Raw genomic sequence first — 16,387 nt, 5'->3', positions numbered from 1 at the left:
GCGCGGGCGGCATGCTTGCCGACTCGCGCTTTTTCATTTCATCTGTGAAAGACGAACGCTAGAAGTAATGCCGCGTGATGAACTCTGCCACGCACACCGGTCGCTCGCTGCCCTGACGCTCCAGCGTCACGTTCCAGGCGAGTTGCACGCCGCTGTTGTCCACGTCTGTCACCGACTCGACCGCGAACTTGCCGCGCAGCGACGAACCCACGGGCACCGGCGACATGAAACGCACGCGATTCAAGCCGTAGTTGACCCCCATGCGCTGCTCGATCCGCACTGTTTTGCCGAGCAAAGCCGGAATCAGCGACAGCGTCAGAAACCCGTGCGCCACGGGCCCGCCAAACGGCGATTCGCGTTTGGCCCGCTCGGGATCGATGTGAATCCATTGATGATCGCCGGTGGCCTCGGCGAAACGGTTGACCCTCTCCTGATCGACGCTCAGCCATTCGCTGACGAGTGGCTGTGCGCCGATCAGCGCACGCAACGCATCCGCGTTGTCGAAAGCGGCGATTGCCGCCCCGGTTAGCGCCGCGCTCGCCGTCATGCCGCGGCTCCCGGACGACGCAGGCCGAACATGCCCTTCGAGCGCACCGTGATCACCGTTTCGCCGTGCTGATTGATGCCTTCCCAGCGGGTCGATACGATGCCGCGGTCGGGCTTGCTTTCCGACACACGCTTGTCGACGACGACGTTCATCATCGTGATCGTGTCGCCGACCCGTACCGGCCTGAGCCAGCGGATCTCGTCGATCCCCGGCGACCCCATCGACGTCGAATCGGCCAGTACCTTGCGCACAAGCATGCCCATCATCACCGAGCAGGTGTGCCAGCCGCTCGCGACGAGGCCGCGGAACGGCGATTCGGCCGCGGCGGTTTCGTCGAGATGAAACGGCTGCGGATCGAACTTCTGCGCGAACGCCACAATCTCCTCGCGCGTGAACGTGTGCTTGCCGATTTCGTGGCTCGTGCCCACTTCCATGTCTTCGAAACTGATTTTCATCGTGCACCTCTTTGTTCGTTGCAACCGGCCCGATCAAACTTCAGCGACGGCAAATCCGGGCAGCGTGGCAAACCGCGCGAGATGATGATCGACGTCGCCGAGCGTGGTCTCGATGATCGCGAGACGCTTGAACAGGTGCGCGGCCGCCACTTCGTTCGTCACACCCATGCCGCCATGCAACTGCACCGCCTGTTGACCGACGAACCGCGCAGCCTGCCCGACCCGAACCTTGGCCGCGGAGATTGCGCGACGGCGCTCGTTCGCGTCTTCACTCGCGTAACGCATCGCGGCCAGATACGTGATCGAACGCGCCTGATCCGCGTGGATCAGCATCTCGACCATGCGATGCTGCAACGCCTGGAAACGCGCGATCGGCTGGCCGAACTGCTGGCGCGTTTTCGTGTACTCGACGGTGGCGTGATTGAGCGCGTCGAGCGCGCCGAGCGCTTCCGCGCACAGCAGCAGCGTGCCATAGTCGGCGATCTGCTCGAGGGTTGCCGCACCCGCATGGTTGCCGCCGAGCCGGCGCGCGGGCGTGCCGTTGAATTCGAGCGTCGCCGCGCGTTGACCGTCGATCGTGCGGTACTCGGTGAGCTTGACGCCAGCCGCGTCACGCGCGACGACGAAAAGCGCGATCTCGCCATCGAGCCGTGCCGGCACGATCCAGTCGTCCGCCTGCGCACCGTGCAGCACGACGTGTTTGGTGCCGCTCAGCGTGTGCTGCGCCCCTTGGGCGCTTGCGGTCGTCGCGACGTCGAACAAATCGTAGCGCGCGTGGGGCTCGTGAAACGCCACGGCCAGTTTGGCTTCGCCCTGCGCCGTCCGTTCGAGCAGCGCGGCATCATCCCCGTCGCCGGTGCCGGCAAGTCGCAGCGCTTCGATGCCGACTGCGGTCGCCCAATACGGCTCGACGACGAGCGCGCGGCCGAGCTCCTGCATGACCACCAGCATGTCGATCGGACCGCCGTTGAAGCCGCCCTGCGCTTCGGGCACCGGGAGGGCAGTCAGCCCCAGCTCGGCGAATGCAGCCCAGTGCGCAGCCGAGACCCCCACCTCCGAGCGCACGACCTGCTGGCGCGCTTCGAAGCCGTAGTTCTTCTCGAGATAGCGGCGCAGCGCGTCGGCAAATTGCTGCTGTTCGTCGTTAAAAGTGAAGTCCATGGCGCGGCTCCTCAAAGTCCGAGAATCATCTGCGCGATGATGTTCTTTTGAATTTCGTTCGAGCCGCCGTAAATCGACGTCTTGCGGAAGTTGAAGTAATACGCGGCAAGCGGCGCGGCATCGTCGTCGCCGGCGAGACTGTGCTCGCGTTCGCCTTCGAGGAATGGCACATCGAACGGCGCAGCAAGCGGGCCGATCGCTTCGAACATCAGTTCGGTGAGCGCCTGCTGCACTTCCGTGCCCTTGATCTTCAGCATCGAGGCTTCCGGCCCTGGGCCGCGACCGCCCGTCTCGTTCGCCACCACGCGTTGCACGGTGACTTCGAGCGCCATCAATTCGATCTCGAGGCTGGCGACCTTCGCCGCAAACACCGGATCGTGCAGCAGCGGCTTACGGTTCTTGTTCTGATTCAGCGCGACGCGCTTGAGAAACGCCAGTTCACGCTTGGACGCACCGACTCGCGCAATGCCTGTACGCTCATGCCCGAGCAGATATTTCGCATACGTCCAGCCGCGGTTTTCTTCGCCGACCAGATTGTCGACCGGCACTTCGACGTCTTCGAAGAACACTTCGTTGACTTCGTGATCTTCGTCGAGCGTAATGATCGGCCGCACTGTGATGCCCGGCGTTTTCATATCGATCAGCAGGAACGAGATACCCTCCTGCTTTTTGGCGCCGCTGTCGGTGCGCACGAGACAGAACATCATGTCGGCATACTGGCCGAGCGTGGTCCACGTCTTCTGACCGTTGACCACGTAATGGTCACCGACGCGCTCGGCGCGGGTGCGCAGCGACGCAAGGTCGGAGCCCGACCCCGGTTCCGAATAACCCTGACACCACCAGTCCGTGCCGTCGAGAATGCGGGGTAGGTAGTGGCGCTTCTGCGCCTCGTTGCCGTACTTCATCAGCACCGGCGCGACCATCGAGACACCGAAAGGCAGCACGGAAGGTGCGCCGATACGCGCGCACTCCTCTTCCCAGATATGTCGTTGCGTCGCGTCCCAGCCGGGGCCACCGTATTCGCGCGGCCACGCGACCGCCGACCAGCCTCGCGTGCCGAGCAGCCTGTGCCAGCTTGCGAAGTCTTCGCGGGAAAGACGTTTGTGATTGAGAACCTTGTCGCTCAGCTCGCGAGGCAGATTCGCTTCGAGCCAGGCGCGAATGTCGGCGCGAAACGCGTCTTCAGCGGGGGAATAGTCCAGATTCATGCGTAGTGTCTCCTGGCCGCCACCACCCGGCCGCCTGGAGCCACCACGCTATTGCAGTGGTTCTTTCAGCGCAGCCGGGACTGGCAGCGGCATTACTTCGATGCCTTCCTCGACCAAGGCGCGTGCATCCTCCGGTGTCGTGACACCGCGAATGCTGCGCGCAGGCGCTTCGTTGTAGTGAATGCGCCGCGCTTCCTCGGCGAAGCGGTCGCCCACGTTCTCGATCTTGTCCAGTACCTCGCGCAGCGCTCGCATCATGTGCGCCTGCATGTGCTGCACGCCCGCCGGCGCCTTCGGGTCGGCCGCGCCGGACAGATTCAGGCGCGGTGCCGACGGCAAACGGCTCACCTCGTTCGCACCGCAGATCGGACATTCGACGAGCTTGCGGGACTGCTGCGACTCGAAGTCATCGGCCGAAGCGAACCAGCCTTCGAACCGATGGCCATGCGGACACTGTAAATCGAGGACCTTCATGTGGAATCAGGGGCTTGCTTGCCAGTTTAGCGCAAAATCGAAATTTGTGAACGGTCGTTCGTAAACCTTGCGGCGCCGCGCAGCCGCCCGTTGCGGCGGGGAATATGGCGCGGTGGGCGATTTTAACGCTTTACGGCATGTGCTGCCGAAGGTAGCCCGGCGCCTAAGCCGTACCGCGTTCGCTCTGTTCCCAGCCTGCTTCCCCGCACTGCTACGCCACGAGATCTCCGAGTTGACGGCTCACACGCGGTTCAATCTGACGCGCCTCCTTCGCCAGATTGATCTGCTTCGCCAGTTTTGCGACATCCGCGGCACCCGTCTCAATCTCATACCCGCCGCGCGCTGTCAGCCATTCGAGCACATCCGAAAGATGCCAAACCGACGCACTGCCTTCGTGGACCGGCGGCGGAAAGTCGATTGGATGACTCAGCATCAGCTTGCGCATGTTTTGCCGGGACACGCCGGTCATTTCGGCCACGTCGGTCAGCCCCACGAAGTCAGGCCCCGCCTCGACCAGCTGCGCGGAGGGCACCGCGCGTTTCACATGCTTGAGCGCACTGGTGACAGCCGCAAATGCGCTCGCGCCTTCGCGGGTGAAAAGCAGCCCGAGGCGGCCAGGTTGCCCGACGCCAACCGTGGCGTCGTCGCACCCCGCTTTGGCCAACCGCTCGACGATTGCGTCAGCATCGCAATCTTCCGCGACGAGGCGGTATTTCAAGGTGAACACATATTCCATACGTTACTCCTGTTCTTGTTTAGCCCAGGTCATTGCGATTTCTCTTAGATATTGACGAACCCATTAGCGCTGAGCCGTACAGTTGTCGACGATGCGCCGCAAGTGTCTCGCGTGATTGCCGGGATTCTTCGGCGTGCTCCAGACGCTCGATATACAGAACTCCCCGCAACGGCACTCGCCGTCCTCGTATGGGCAATAGATTTTTCCCCACGCATGACCTTTTCCGCCGCCCTGAACGCGCCAGCCGTGCTGCTCCGCGTGCGCCAATGCGACCTCGATCTCTTTCTTCCCGTGCCTTCGTCGAACCATCGATATCTCCAATGTAGCCGGTCGAGCATAGGTTGTCAAATGACAACCTATGCTCGACCTGAAATCAGATCACTCCGATGTCCGTCGTCAGTTATCCAAAACAAAATCGACGACAGATACCGTGATCGAAAGGTTCATACTATCTGGCCGTCGGCGTCACGACGAGCCGGCCAGAAGGCATAGGAAACGGCAGCTTTAAGCCCGAAGGAAACAGAGGAACCAATGGCAAAGCCCCCGCCGGTCATCGACCAACGGGGGCTTCACTGAGCCGCAACGCGGATCAGCTATCCGGCACACACGAACTTATACCGCTGCGGGCGCCTCCATCGGCCACGTGCCCGACAGCACTTTCTCGAGCCAGAATGTACCGATGATCGTCTTTACGTCGGTGATCTTGCCCGTGCGCACCCATTCGGACACCTGCTCCACAGTCGCTGTGAAAAGTTCGAGAAACTCGCCTTCGTCGAGCTTGCGCTCGCCCGCGGTCAAACCCCGGGCAAGATAGATATCAATGAATTCGGTCGAATAGGAAATGATCGGGTGAATCCGGGCGAGGTACACGTACTCGCGCGCGGTATAGCCGGTTTCCTCGCGCAGCTCCCGCACCGCGCAGGCCAGCGCGCCCTCGTTCGGGTCGAGCTTGCCGGCCGGATATTCGACCATCACCTTACCCATCGGATAGCGATACTGACTTTCGAGCAGCACGCGACCGTCATCCAACAAGGGAATCACCATGACGGCGCCCGGATGCTGAACGTATTCGCGCGTCGCCTGTTTGCCGTCCGGCAGTCGGACCGTATCGTACTTGACCGTCATGAACGGCCCTTGATGGACCGTTTTGCTGTCGATACAAGTCTCGGTTAGCGCGGCGTCGTGATTGGGAAGTTCAGCCATGTGCGGGACCTCGGACCAGCCAGGCGCGCGACGGCAGGACACCGTCAGCGGCGTTTGACGAGATATTGGAAGGTAAAGCCGGGAAAAGCGAACACGACGAACAGCGCGAACGTGATCGCATAGAACTGCCAGCCCTGTTCGAAGCGATTTCCCGCGCGCGCTTCGAGTAGAAAGCCCAGCGCGCCGACCACGAAATACAGCACGATCAATTCGGCAATCCGAAGCCAGGCGCTTTTCTTCGCCGTTTTCAACGGCACGGCGGCGAACAGGCGCTGATTCAGGAACGGCAGGTTGGCGCCAACCAGCGCCAACAGCACGATAAACCAGCCCGCAGCGGACATCAGAGCAGCAGCGTGTGCTGCATAGCCTGCAGACACGCGCGCAACAGCGGATCCGGCACAATGCCGAGCACCAACACGGCGACGCCATTGAGCGCGAGCAACGCGCGTGTGCTCGTGTCCGCCAGAATCGGCGACTTGTCTTGGGGCTCGTCGAAGTACATCAGCTTGACGATGCGCAGGTAGTAGAACGCGCCGAACAGCGACGTGATCACGGCGAGCACGGTGAGCCACGTGAGGCCGGCGTTCATCGTCGCCTGCAGCACGGCGAGCTTCGCATAGAAGCCGACCGCCGGCGGAATACCCGCGAGCGAGAACATCATGATCATCATCACGAACGCGAACACCGGACTGCGCTGGTTGAGGCCCTTGAAGTCCTCCAGCGTGTCCGCTTCGAAGTCTCGGCGCGCGAGCAGCATGATGACGCCGAAAGTGCCGAGCGTCGTGATCAGGTAGACGATGCTGTAGAACATCGCCGAGCCGTACGCGCTCGCGGCGCCCGTCGTCTTCTGGTCGACCACGCCGGCGAGCAGGCCGAGCAGCACGAAGCCCATGTTCGAGATCGCCGAATACGCGAGCATCCGCTTGACGTTGCGCTGCACGATACCGGTTATGTTGCCGACGATCAGCGACAGCGCCGCCAGAATCACCAGCATCTGTTGCCATTCGACCGCGAGCGGCAGCAAGCCCATCACCAGGAAGCGCAGACCCCATGCGAATGCCGCAACCTTCGGGCCGCCGCCGACCACCAGCGTCATCGCCGTCGGTGCACCCTGGTACACGTCAGGCACCCACATATGGAAGGGCACCGCACCCATCTTGAAAGCGACACCGGCGACGATAAAGATTACGCCGAACAGCAGCACGGTCGGATCGTAGTGGCTCGTGCTGATCGCCTTGAACACTTCGTTCAGGTCGAGCGAGCCGGTCGCGCCGTACAGCATCGAGATACCGTACAACAGGAAACCGGAAGCCAGCGCGCCGAGCACGTAGTACTTCATCGCCGCTTCGTTCGACGATGCTACTTCGCGACGCAGCGCGATCACCGCGTACAGCGATAGCGACATCAATTCCAGACCGAGGTACAGCGTCAGAAAGTTGTTGCCCGAGATCATCACGATCTGGCCCAGCAACGAGAACATGCCGAGCAGGAAGAAGTCACCGCGGAACAGGCCACGGTCTTCCAGGTAGCGACGCGAATAAACGACGGATACCGCATAGCCGAGCGACACCACCGCCTTCATCACGTTGGCGAACGGATCGATCACGTACATGTGATCGAAGAAGTAGTGCACTTGCGGGTCGAACGCATTGATCGCGAACCAGATCCCGGCGACGAGCGTCGAGAAGAACGCGATGAAATACGTGGTACGGCGACCCTCCTGGCCGACGAACGTGTCGTTGAGCCACGCGACGACAACGGCGAGCATCACCAATGCGTCGGGCAACAGAGCAGTCATAGGGGCGTTTTGCATGGTCTTAAATTCCTCCGCTCGTCGTTACTGAGGCAACGGCAGCTTCGATTGAGCGACGTGGGAGAGGAGGTTTTCCACGGATACGTGCATCACATCGGTAAAGGGCTTCGGGTACAGGCCCATGAACAGCGTCAGCGCGGCGAGCACTGCCAGCATGAAAAATTCGCGACGGCCGATGTCGAGCAGGTTCTTCACGTGGTCGTTCGCGACCGCGCCGAAGTACACGCGCTTGTACATCCACAGCGTGTAGGCCGCGCCGAGAATCAGCGTGACTGCCGCGCCGGCCGCGATCCAGAAGTTGTACTGGACGGAGGCCAGAATCACCATGAATTCGCCGACGAACCCGGAAGTGCCCGGCAAGCCGCAATTGGCCATCGCGAACAACATCACGAACGCCGCAAACTTCGGCATCACGTTGACGACACCGCCGTAATCGGCGATCTGACGCGAGTGCATACGGTCGTACAGTACGCCAATGCACAGGAACATCGCGCCCGACACGAAGCCGTGCGAGATCATCTGCACGATCGCGCCTTCCGCGCCGAGCTGATTGAAGATGAAAAAGCCGAGCGTAACGAAGCCCATGTGCGCGATCGACGAATACGCAACCAGCTTCTTCATGTCGGCCTGCACCATGGCGACGAGACCGATGTAGATCACCGCGATCAGCGACAACGTGATGACGACCGGCGCGAGGAAATGGCTCGCATCAGGCGTGATCGGCAGCGAGAAGCGCAGGAAACCGTACGCACCAAGCTTCAGCATGATCGCGGCCAGCACGACCGAGCCGCCGGTCGGCGCTTCCACGTGCGCGTCCGGCAACCACGTGTGCACCGGCCACATCGGCACCTTCACGGCGAAGGCCAGGAAGAACGCGATAAACAGCAGCACCTGCGGCGTCATCCCGATTTGCGTGTGCTGCCACGTGGCGAGGTCGAACGTGCCGGTCTCGTTGTACAGGTAGATCAGCGCGACCAGCATCAGCAGCGAGCCCATCAGCGTGTACAGGAAGAACTTGAAGGCCGCGTACACGCGGTTCGCCCCGCCCCACACGCCGATGATGATGTACATCGGGATCAGCGTCGCTTCGAAAAACACGTAGAACAGCATGCCGTCGGCCGCGCTGAACACGCCGACCATGATCCCCGACAGGATCAGGAACGCCGCGAGATACTGGCCGACGTTCTTCGTGATCACTTCCCACGCTGAAATGACGACGATCACCGTAATCAACGCGGTCAGCACGACGAACCACATCGAAATGCCGTCCACGCCGAGGTGGTACGTGATATGAAAGCGCTCGATCCAGTTCGCCTGTTCGACGAACTGCAGGTCGGCGGTGCTCGAATCGAAGCTGGTGATCAGCGGCAGCGTGACGAGGAAGCTCAGGACCGAGCCAATCAACGAAATCCAGCGCGCGGGGGCGGGGTTGTCGTCGTTGCCGATCGCGAGGACCAGCAGACCGAAGAAAATCGGCAACCAGATCGCGATGCTGAGAATCGGATAAGCGTGCATGAGTGTCCCTCGCCTTATTTGCCGCCGAGCGTTACAAACAGGGTCAGGAGCCCCAGCATGCCGAGAATCATGGCGAACGCGTAGTGATAGATGTAGCCGGATTGAAGGAAGCGGATCACGCTCGCGAACCAGCCGATAAAGCGTGCGCTGCCGTTGACGATGCCGTCGATCACGACCACGTCGCCTTCCTTCCACAGACCCCGGCCAATGGCGACCGCGCCCCGCGCAAACACGACTTCGTTGATCTTGTCCATGTAGTACTTGTTATCGAGCAACGTATAGATCGGGCCGAATGCGCGCTTGATGACAGCGGGCAGATCCGGACGAACCAGATACAGGAACCATGCGACCAGCACGCCAGCGAGCGCCAGCCACACCGGCAGGCCCGACACCGAATGCAGACCCATCGACGCCCAGCCCTGGAATTCTTCTGCCATCTCATGCAGCGCCGGATGGTTCTCGCTGATGTAGATCACTTTGTCGAACGCGACGCCGTGCTGGAAGAAGTCGCCGAACAGCATCGGACCGACGGCGATCGCGCCGATTACGATGGACGGAATCGCCAGCAGCACCAGCGGCACCCACACGACCCACGGCGTTTCGTGCGGCTCGTGCGCGTGGTCGTCGTGACCATGACCATGGTCGTCGTGGCCGTGCGCGTCATGCCCATGCGACGCGGCCTCGGCGCCCATCGGCGAGTCCGGGTGTTTGGGACCGCGGAAGCGCTCTTCACCGTGGAACACCATGAAGTACATACGGAACGAGTACAGCGCGGTCACGAACACGCTTGCGACCACCGCGAAGTACGCGAAACTTGAGCCCGGCAGATGCGAGAGCTTCACCGCGTCGATGATCGAGTCTTTCGAGTAGAAGCCCGAGAAGAACGGCGTGCCGATCAGCGCGAGCGAACCGATCAGCGACGTGATCCACGTGATCGGCATGTACTTGCGCAAGCCACCCATGTTGCGCATGTCCTGATCGTGATGCATGCCGATGATCACCGAACCCGCGCCGAGGAACAGCAGTGCCTTGAAGAACGCGTGCGTCATCAGGTGGAACACGGCGACCGAGTAAGCCGACGCGCCGAGTGCGACCGTCATGTAACCGAGCTGCGACAGCGTTGAATAAGCAACCACACGCTTGATGTCGTTCTGGACGATCCCGAGGAAGCCCATGAACAGCGCGGTAATCGCGCCGATGACCATGACGAAGGACAGCGCCGTATCCGACAGTTCGAACAGCGGCGACATGCGCGTGACCATGAAGATACCGGCTGTCACCATGGTCGCCGCGTGAATCAGCGCGGAGATCGGGGTCGGGCCTTCCATCGAGTCAGGCAGCCACACATGCAGCGGGAACTGCGCCGACTTACCCATCGCGCCGATGAACAGGCAGATACAGGCGACCGTCAGCAACCCCCAATCGGTACCGGGGAAGTTCAAGGCCGCCAGTTCAGTACGCTTCGCGAAGACTTCGCCGTAGTTCATCGAACCGGCGAACGCGAACAGCAGACCGATACCGAGCAGGAAACCGAAGTCACCGACGCGGTTCACGATGAACGCCTTCATGTTCGCGTAGATCGCGCTCTCACGCTTGAAGTAGAAGCCGATCAGCAGGTACGACACGAGACCCACCGCCTCCCAGCCGAAGAACAGCTGCAGGAAGTTGTTGCTCATCACGAGCATCAACATCGAGAACGTGAACAGGGAGATGTACGAGAAGAAGCGTTGGTAGCCGTCGTCGTCGGCCATGTAGCCGATCGTGTAGATATGCACCATCAGGGAGACGAAGTTCACCACGACGATCATCATCGCGGTCAGCGAGTCGACCAGGAAACCGACTTCGAGCTGCGTCTTGCCGATCGACATCCATTGATAAACGGTCGCGTTGAAGCTCGCGCCATCCATCACCTGCAAAAAGACGATCACCGACAGGATGAACGAAACCGCGACGCCGAGGATCGTGACCGAATGCGCACCCGCTCGCCCTACCGCCTTGCCGAACAGCCCCGCAACCAGGGAACCGGCGAGGGGCGCCAGCGGAATTGCCAACAGCAGGTTTTCATTGAGTATCGTGGACATAACCGCTTTTCCTGAAATTAACCTTTGAGCTGATCGAGATCCTCGACATTGATCGTGTCGAGACTACGGAACAGGGTCACCAGAATTGCGAGACCGATCGCCGCTTCTGCTGCCGCAACCGTCAGCACGAAGAAGACGAAAATCTGACCGTGCACGTCGCCCAGGTAGTGCGAGAACGCGACGAAATTAGTGTTCACCGCGAGCAGCATCAGTTCGATCGCCATCAGGATGATGATGACGTTGCGGCGGTTCAGGAAAATGCCGACGATGCTGATCGCAAACAGGATCGCGCCGAGGACAAGGTAATGGGCAAGGGTCAACATGATTTCTATCTCCTGTCCGCTCAGCTGTTCTTCGCAGGTGCCGAGTCGGCTGCTGCTGCCGCTGCAGCGGCTTGTTCCGCCGCGATCGTCGCCGCGGTCTTCTCTGAAGGCATCTTCACGACGCGCACGCGGTCCTGGGCACGGACCTTGACCTGAGCGCTGACGTTCTGGCGCTTGCTGTCCTTCTTATGGCTCGTAGTGAGCGCGATCGCCGCGATGATGGCCACCAGCAAAATCAGACCGGCGATTTCGAACGCGAAGATGTAGTCGGTGTAGATGACTTTGCCGATCAGGCGTGTGTTCGACCAGTCGCCCATGCCGGCCGCGGCAGCGGCCGTGTCGTGCAGCGCGGTGGTGGTCGCGCCGTAGCCGTGCCACAGGATCAGCGCGGTTTCGACCACGATGATCGCGCCTACCGCCGAGGCCATCGGCACAAAGCGTTTGAAGTCCTTGCGCAGCACGTCGAGATTGACGTCCAACATCATCACGACGAACAGGAACAGCACCATCACCGCGCCGACGTAGACCAGCACCAGCAGGATCGCGAGGAACTCGGCCTCCAGCAGCATCCAGATCGCGGCTGCGTTGAAGAACGCCAGCACCAGAAACAGTGCGGACGAAACCGGGTTGCGCGAGGTGATCACCTTCAGCCCCGAAACCACCAGGAGCAGCGCGAAGATGTAGAACAGTACGGTCGTGAATTCCATGATTACCGGTTCATCGTTAGGCCATCGTCAGGCATTGTTCTTTGGCACGTGTGGCTGGCAACAGCGGACGAAGCCGCCGAAACCGCCACACAGGTGCGCCGTGCCGCGGCGTTCAGGCCGCGGCGGTCGGCCCGACAGCAGGCCGTGTTACTGCTTTTACTGCCGCCATTACTGCATCAGCGGGACAGCGCTTCAACGATACGGTGCGTCGGCTGCCTTGTTGGCGGCGATTTGTGCTTCGTAGCGGTCGCCAACGGCCAGCAGCATTTCCTTCGTGAAGTACAGATCGCCGCGCTTCTCGCCGTGATACTCGAGAATGTGCGTCTCGACGATCGAGTCGACCGGGCAGCTCTCTTCGCAGAAACCGCAGAAGATGCACTTGGTCAGGTCGATGTCGTAGCGCGTCGTGCGGCGCGTGTTGTCCGCGCGCGTTTCCGATTCGATCGTGATCGCGAGCGCCGGGCACACTGCTTCGCACAGCTTGCACGCGATGCAGCGCTCTTCGCCGTTTTCGTAGCGGCGCAACGCATGCAGACCGCGGAAACGCGGCGAGATCGGGGTCTTTTCTTCCGGAAACTGCACGGTGACTTTGCGCTGGAACGTGTAGCGTCCGGTCAGTGCGAGGCCTTTCAGCAGTTCCGTAAGGAAGAAAGTCTTGAAGAAGTTTTGGATTGCGGTCATAGGTTCGTCCGCCCTTTATTTCCAGATGTTCAACGGCGACATGATCCAGAAGCCGACCACCACGAGCCACACCACGCAGACCGGAATGAAAACCTTCCAGCCAAGACGCATGATCTGGTCATAGCGATAGCGCGGGAACGTGGCACGCGCCCAGATGAACACCGACAACAGGAAGAAAACCTTGGCGACGAGCCAGACGATGCCCGGGACGAACGACAGGAACCCGAACGGGGCGCTCCAGCCGCCAAGGAACAGTGTTGCAGCCAGTGCCGAGATCACGATCATGTTGATGTACTCGGCGAGGAAGAACAGCGCGAACGCCATACCCGAGTAATCGATCATGTGGCCCGCGACGATTTCCGACTCGCCCTCCACCACGTCGAACGGGTGGCGGTTCGTTTCGGCGATGCCCGAGATGAAGTACACGACGAACATCGGCAGCAGCGGCAGCCAGTTCCAGGACAGGAAGTTCAAGCCGTGCGACGCGAAGAAGCCCTGCTCCTGCGAGCCGACGATGCCCGACAGATTCAGCGTGCCGGCCGTCATCAGCACGACCACGAGAGCAAAGCCCATCGAGATTTCGTACGAGACCATCTGCGCGGCGGCGCGCATCGCACCGAGGAACGCGTATTTCGAGTTCGACGCCCAGCCTGCCAGAATCACGCCGTACACGCCGATCGACGAGATCGCCATCGCGTACAGCAGGCCCGCGTTGATGTCGCCCAGCACCGCGCCCGCCTGGAATGGAATCACCGCCCAGACCGCGAAGGCCGGCACCACCACCATGATCGGCGCGATGACGTAGATCCAGCGGCTCGCCTGCGCGGGCTGAATGACTTCCTTGAGCAGCAGCTTCAGCACATCGGCGATCGGCTGCAAGAGCCCGGCGGGGCCGACCCGGTTCGGACCGAGACGCACGTGCATCCAGCCGATCAGCTTACGCTCCCACAGGATCAGATAGGCGACGCACAGCAGGACTGCGACGGCCACCACCAGGATGCGCACGAGCGCCCACACCGTGGGCCATGCCACACCGAGAAGTTGGGCGCCGCCCGAGTTGATCGCATCGAACAAGCTCATTTACGCCTTCTCCACCACCAGTTCACCGAACAGGCTGCCCAGCGCTGCACCGGCAGGCGTAGCCGCCGATACGCGGACGACCGTCTCCGCAAGATTCGCATCGCGCACGGCCGGCAACTGCACCGCTTGCTCGCCTTGACGAACGCGCACTGCGTCGCCCTCTTTCAAACCCAGTTTGTCGAACAACGCAGCCGGCAGGCCGACCGAGTTCGCCGTACGGGCCGCCGCGGTCAGATGCAGCGACTCGGCGCGACGCACGAGCGCGTCGGCATGATAGATCGGCACGTTCGCGAGACGCTCGAACTTGCCTTGCGCCGCTTTCACGGCCTTGCCGCGGGTCACCGCGACGCCGGTGCGGTTCGATAGACGCGAACTCAAATCGCCGTCGCCGAGCGCGGCCGCGCGCACTTCTTCGACCGTGTCGAATTCGAAGCCCGGCGCGCGGAGCAGGCTGCCCAGCACGCGCAACACCTTCCAGGCCGGACGCGTGTCGCCGAGCGGACGCACGACGCCGTTGAACGGCTGCACCGAGCCTTCCGCGTTGACGAACGCGCCACCCGTTTCCGTGAACGGCGCGATCGGCAGCAGCACGTCGGCATAGTCGGCGCCTGTCTGGAACGGCGACATCACGACTACCATGTCGGCTTGCTTCAGTGCGGCAAGCGCCTGCGCCGGATTGGCCGTGTCGAATTCCGGCTCGAGGTTCAGCAGCAGATAGCCCTTACGCGGCTGCTCGAACACTTCGCGCGCATTCAGACCGCCTTCGCCCGGCAGCGCGTTCACGAGATGCGCGCCAACCGTGTTGGCCGCTTCGGTCAGAAAACCGAGCGTTGCGCCGGTTGCCTCGGCAAGCCATTGCGCCGCGGCGTGGATCGCCGCGAAATCCGGATGACGGACCGCTTCGTTGCCGAGCAGCACGACGCGGTGCTCGCCGGTACTCAGCGATTTCGCGATCTGCTTGTGGGCGTTGGTCGGCTGCGTGCCTGCGAATGCTTCCGGCAGCGCGACGCCCTTCGCTTCGCCCACCGCACCGGCGACACCCGCGAGCGCGTCGAGCCATGCGGACGGCGCCGCGACCACGCGGTGCGCCTGCGGGATCATCGCGTCGTCGTTGGTGGCCTGGATCAGCGTGAGCGCCGAACCGCCGCGAGCGACCTGGCGCAAACGCGCGGCGAACAGCGGATGGTCGCGACGCAGATCCGAGCCGATCACGAGCGCAGCATCGACGTTCGACAGATCGGCGATCGCCCCGCCGAGCCACGGCGCGCCGGTAACGGGCGCCGAGAAATCGGACTGACGCAGACGGAAGTCGACGTTCGGCGTGCCGATCGCCTCGGCGATCTGTTTCAACAGGAACAGTTCTTCGACCGTGCTATGCGCGCTCGCCAGTGCCGCCAGCGCGTTCGCGCCGTGGTCGCCCTTGATGCCGTTCAGCCCCTTGACCACATAATCGAGCGCGGTCTGCCAGTCGGTTTCGACCCACTGGCCGCCCTGCTTGAGCATCGGCTTCGTCAGACGCTCGGGGCTATTGAGGCCTTCGTATGAGAAGCGGTCCTTGTCCGAAATCCAGCACTCGTTGATCGCTTCGTTTTCGAACGGCAGAACCCGCATCACGCGATTGTTCTTCACCTGCACGATGAGGTTCGCGCCGACGGAATCGTGCGGGCTGACGGACTTACGGCGCGACAGCTCCCATGTCCGGGCGCTGTAGCGGAATGGCTTGCTGGTGAGGGCTCCGACCGGGCACAGGTCGATCATGTTGCCCGACAGTTCCGAATCGACCGTCTTGCCGACGAACGACGTGATTTCCGCATGCTCGCCGCGGCCCAGCATGCCGAGCTCCATCACACCGGCGATTTCCTGGCCGAAGCGAACGCAACGCGTGCAGTGAATGCAGCGCGACATCTCTTCCATCGAGATCAGCGGACCCACGTTCTTGTGGAACACCACGCGCTTTTCTTCGCTGTAGCGCGACGACGACTTCCCGTAACCAACGGCCAGATCCTGCAGCTGACATTCGCCGCCCTGGTCGCAGATCGGGCAATCGAGCGGATGGTTGATCAGCAGGAACTCCATCACGGCTTGCTGGCCCTTCACCGCCTTGTCCGACGTGGTGCGCACGATCATGCCGGCCGACACCGGAGTCGCACACGCAGGCACGGCCTTCGGCATCTTCTCGACATCGACCAGACACATCCGGCAATTGGCCGCAATCGACAGCTTCTTGTGATAGCAGAAGTGAGGAATGTAGGTGTCGACCTTATGCGCAGCCTGGATCACCATGCTGCCTTCAGGCACCTCGACTTTCTTGCCGTCTATTTCCAGTTCAACCATGATGGTCAATCTTCCTTAACCCGTTACCGCTCAATCGTTCGCCTGTTCACCGCTCGCTTCGGGCGATGA

General features: G+C 61.8%; 17 protein-coding genes. All 17 read right to left on the bottom strand.

What is annotated here, in order from left to right; translation table 11 throughout:
* Positions 1–58: 58 nt before the first annotated feature.
* A complete protein-coding gene (locus tag BJG93_RS04975; RefSeq protein WP_027197231.1) occupies positions 59–547 on the bottom strand; it encodes a MaoC family dehydratase in 489 nt (162 codons plus the stop codon).
* Positions 544–1,002: a MaoC family dehydratase gene (locus BJG93_RS04970; RefSeq protein ID WP_027197230.1), complete on the bottom strand. Its 459-nt coding sequence runs from the start codon at positions 1,000–1,002 to the stop codon at positions 544–546. The genes BJG93_RS04975 and BJG93_RS04970 overlap by 4 nt, the downstream gene beginning before the upstream one ends.
* Positions 1,003–1,035: 33 nt before the next feature.
* Entirely contained in the window at positions 1,036–2,163 is a 1,128-nt protein-coding gene (locus tag BJG93_RS04965) for an acyl-CoA dehydrogenase family protein (RefSeq protein WP_027197229.1), read from the bottom strand.
* Positions 2,164–2,174: 11 nt separating this feature from the next.
* Entirely contained in the window at positions 2,175–3,371 is a 1,197-nt protein-coding gene (locus tag BJG93_RS04960) for an acyl-CoA dehydrogenase family protein (protein ID WP_027197228.1), read from the bottom strand.
* 48 nt (positions 3,372–3,419) lie between these two features.
* Positions 3,420–3,845, bottom strand: a complete 426-nt coding sequence (locus tag BJG93_RS04955; RefSeq protein WP_027197227.1) for a DUF1178 family protein — start codon at positions 3,843–3,845, stop codon at positions 3,420–3,422.
* A 211-nt stretch (positions 3,846–4,056) separates the two neighbouring features.
* Positions 4,057–4,581: a helix-turn-helix transcriptional regulator gene (locus tag BJG93_RS04950; protein WP_027197226.1), complete on the bottom strand. Its 525-nt coding sequence runs from the start codon at positions 4,579–4,581 to the stop codon at positions 4,057–4,059.
* A gap of 63 nt (positions 4,582–4,644) precedes the next feature.
* The gene (locus tag BJG93_RS04945; protein WP_082194617.1) at positions 4,645–4,890 is read right to left on the bottom strand and encodes a hypothetical protein; all 246 of its coding nucleotides are present in this window, start codon (positions 4,888–4,890) and stop codon (positions 4,645–4,647) included.
* A 303-nt stretch (positions 4,891–5,193) separates the two neighbouring features.
* Positions 5,194–5,784, bottom strand: coding sequence for an NUDIX domain-containing protein (locus BJG93_RS04940; RefSeq protein ID WP_027197225.1), 591 nt, complete (start codon positions 5,782–5,784; stop codon positions 5,194–5,196).
* A 44-nt stretch (positions 5,785–5,828) separates the two neighbouring features.
* On the bottom strand, positions 5,829–6,125 hold the full coding sequence (locus BJG93_RS04935; RefSeq protein WP_027197224.1) for a DUF2818 family protein: 297 nt from the start codon (positions 6,123–6,125) through the stop codon (positions 5,829–5,831).
* Positions 6,125–7,597 (bottom strand): NADH-quinone oxidoreductase subunit NuoN, encoded by a 1,473-nt coding sequence (gene nuoN, locus BJG93_RS04930; protein ID WP_034479241.1) that lies wholly within the window; start codon positions 7,595–7,597, stop codon positions 6,125–6,127. Before nuoN ends, BJG93_RS04935 begins: the two co-directional genes overlap by 1 nt.
* 24 nt (positions 7,598–7,621) lie before the next feature.
* Positions 7,622–9,112, bottom strand: a complete 1,491-nt coding sequence (locus BJG93_RS04925) for an NADH-quinone oxidoreductase subunit M (RefSeq protein WP_027197222.1) — start codon at positions 9,110–9,112, stop codon at positions 7,622–7,624.
* Positions 9,113–9,126: 14 nt separating this feature from the next.
* Positions 9,127–11,193, bottom strand: a complete 2,067-nt coding sequence (gene nuoL, locus BJG93_RS04920; protein WP_027197221.1) for an NADH-quinone oxidoreductase subunit L — start codon at positions 11,191–11,193, stop codon at positions 9,127–9,129.
* A gap of 17 nt (positions 11,194–11,210) precedes the next feature.
* Positions 11,211–11,516: an NADH-quinone oxidoreductase subunit NuoK gene (gene nuoK / locus BJG93_RS04915; protein ID WP_006052894.1), complete on the bottom strand. Its 306-nt coding sequence runs from the start codon at positions 11,514–11,516 to the stop codon at positions 11,211–11,213.
* Between the two features lie 20 nt (positions 11,517–11,536).
* On the bottom strand, positions 11,537–12,223 hold the full coding sequence (locus BJG93_RS04910) for an NADH-quinone oxidoreductase subunit J (protein ID WP_027197220.1): 687 nt from the start codon (positions 12,221–12,223) through the stop codon (positions 11,537–11,539).
* Between the two features lie 192 nt (positions 12,224–12,415).
* A complete protein-coding gene (nuoI, locus tag BJG93_RS04905; RefSeq protein WP_013088942.1) occupies positions 12,416–12,904 on the bottom strand; it encodes an NADH-quinone oxidoreductase subunit NuoI in 489 nt (162 codons plus the stop codon).
* A gap of 15 nt (positions 12,905–12,919) precedes the next feature.
* Complete coding sequence (nuoH, locus tag BJG93_RS04900) at positions 12,920–13,984, bottom strand: NADH-quinone oxidoreductase subunit NuoH (protein ID WP_027197219.1); 1,065 nt, start codon at positions 13,982–13,984, stop codon at positions 12,920–12,922.
* Positions 13,985–16,318, bottom strand: coding sequence for an NADH-quinone oxidoreductase subunit NuoG (nuoG, locus tag BJG93_RS04895; protein ID WP_027197218.1), 2,334 nt, complete (start codon positions 16,316–16,318; stop codon positions 13,985–13,987). It abuts the gene before it with no gap.
* Between the last annotated feature and the right edge of the window lie 69 nt (positions 16,319–16,387).

Source organism: Paraburkholderia sprentiae WSM5005 (assembly GCF_001865575.2).
GTDB classification, from domain to species: Bacteria; Pseudomonadota; Gammaproteobacteria; order Burkholderiales; family Burkholderiaceae; genus Paraburkholderia; species Paraburkholderia sprentiae.
This window is presented reverse-complemented; position numbering and strand designations above follow the sequence as displayed.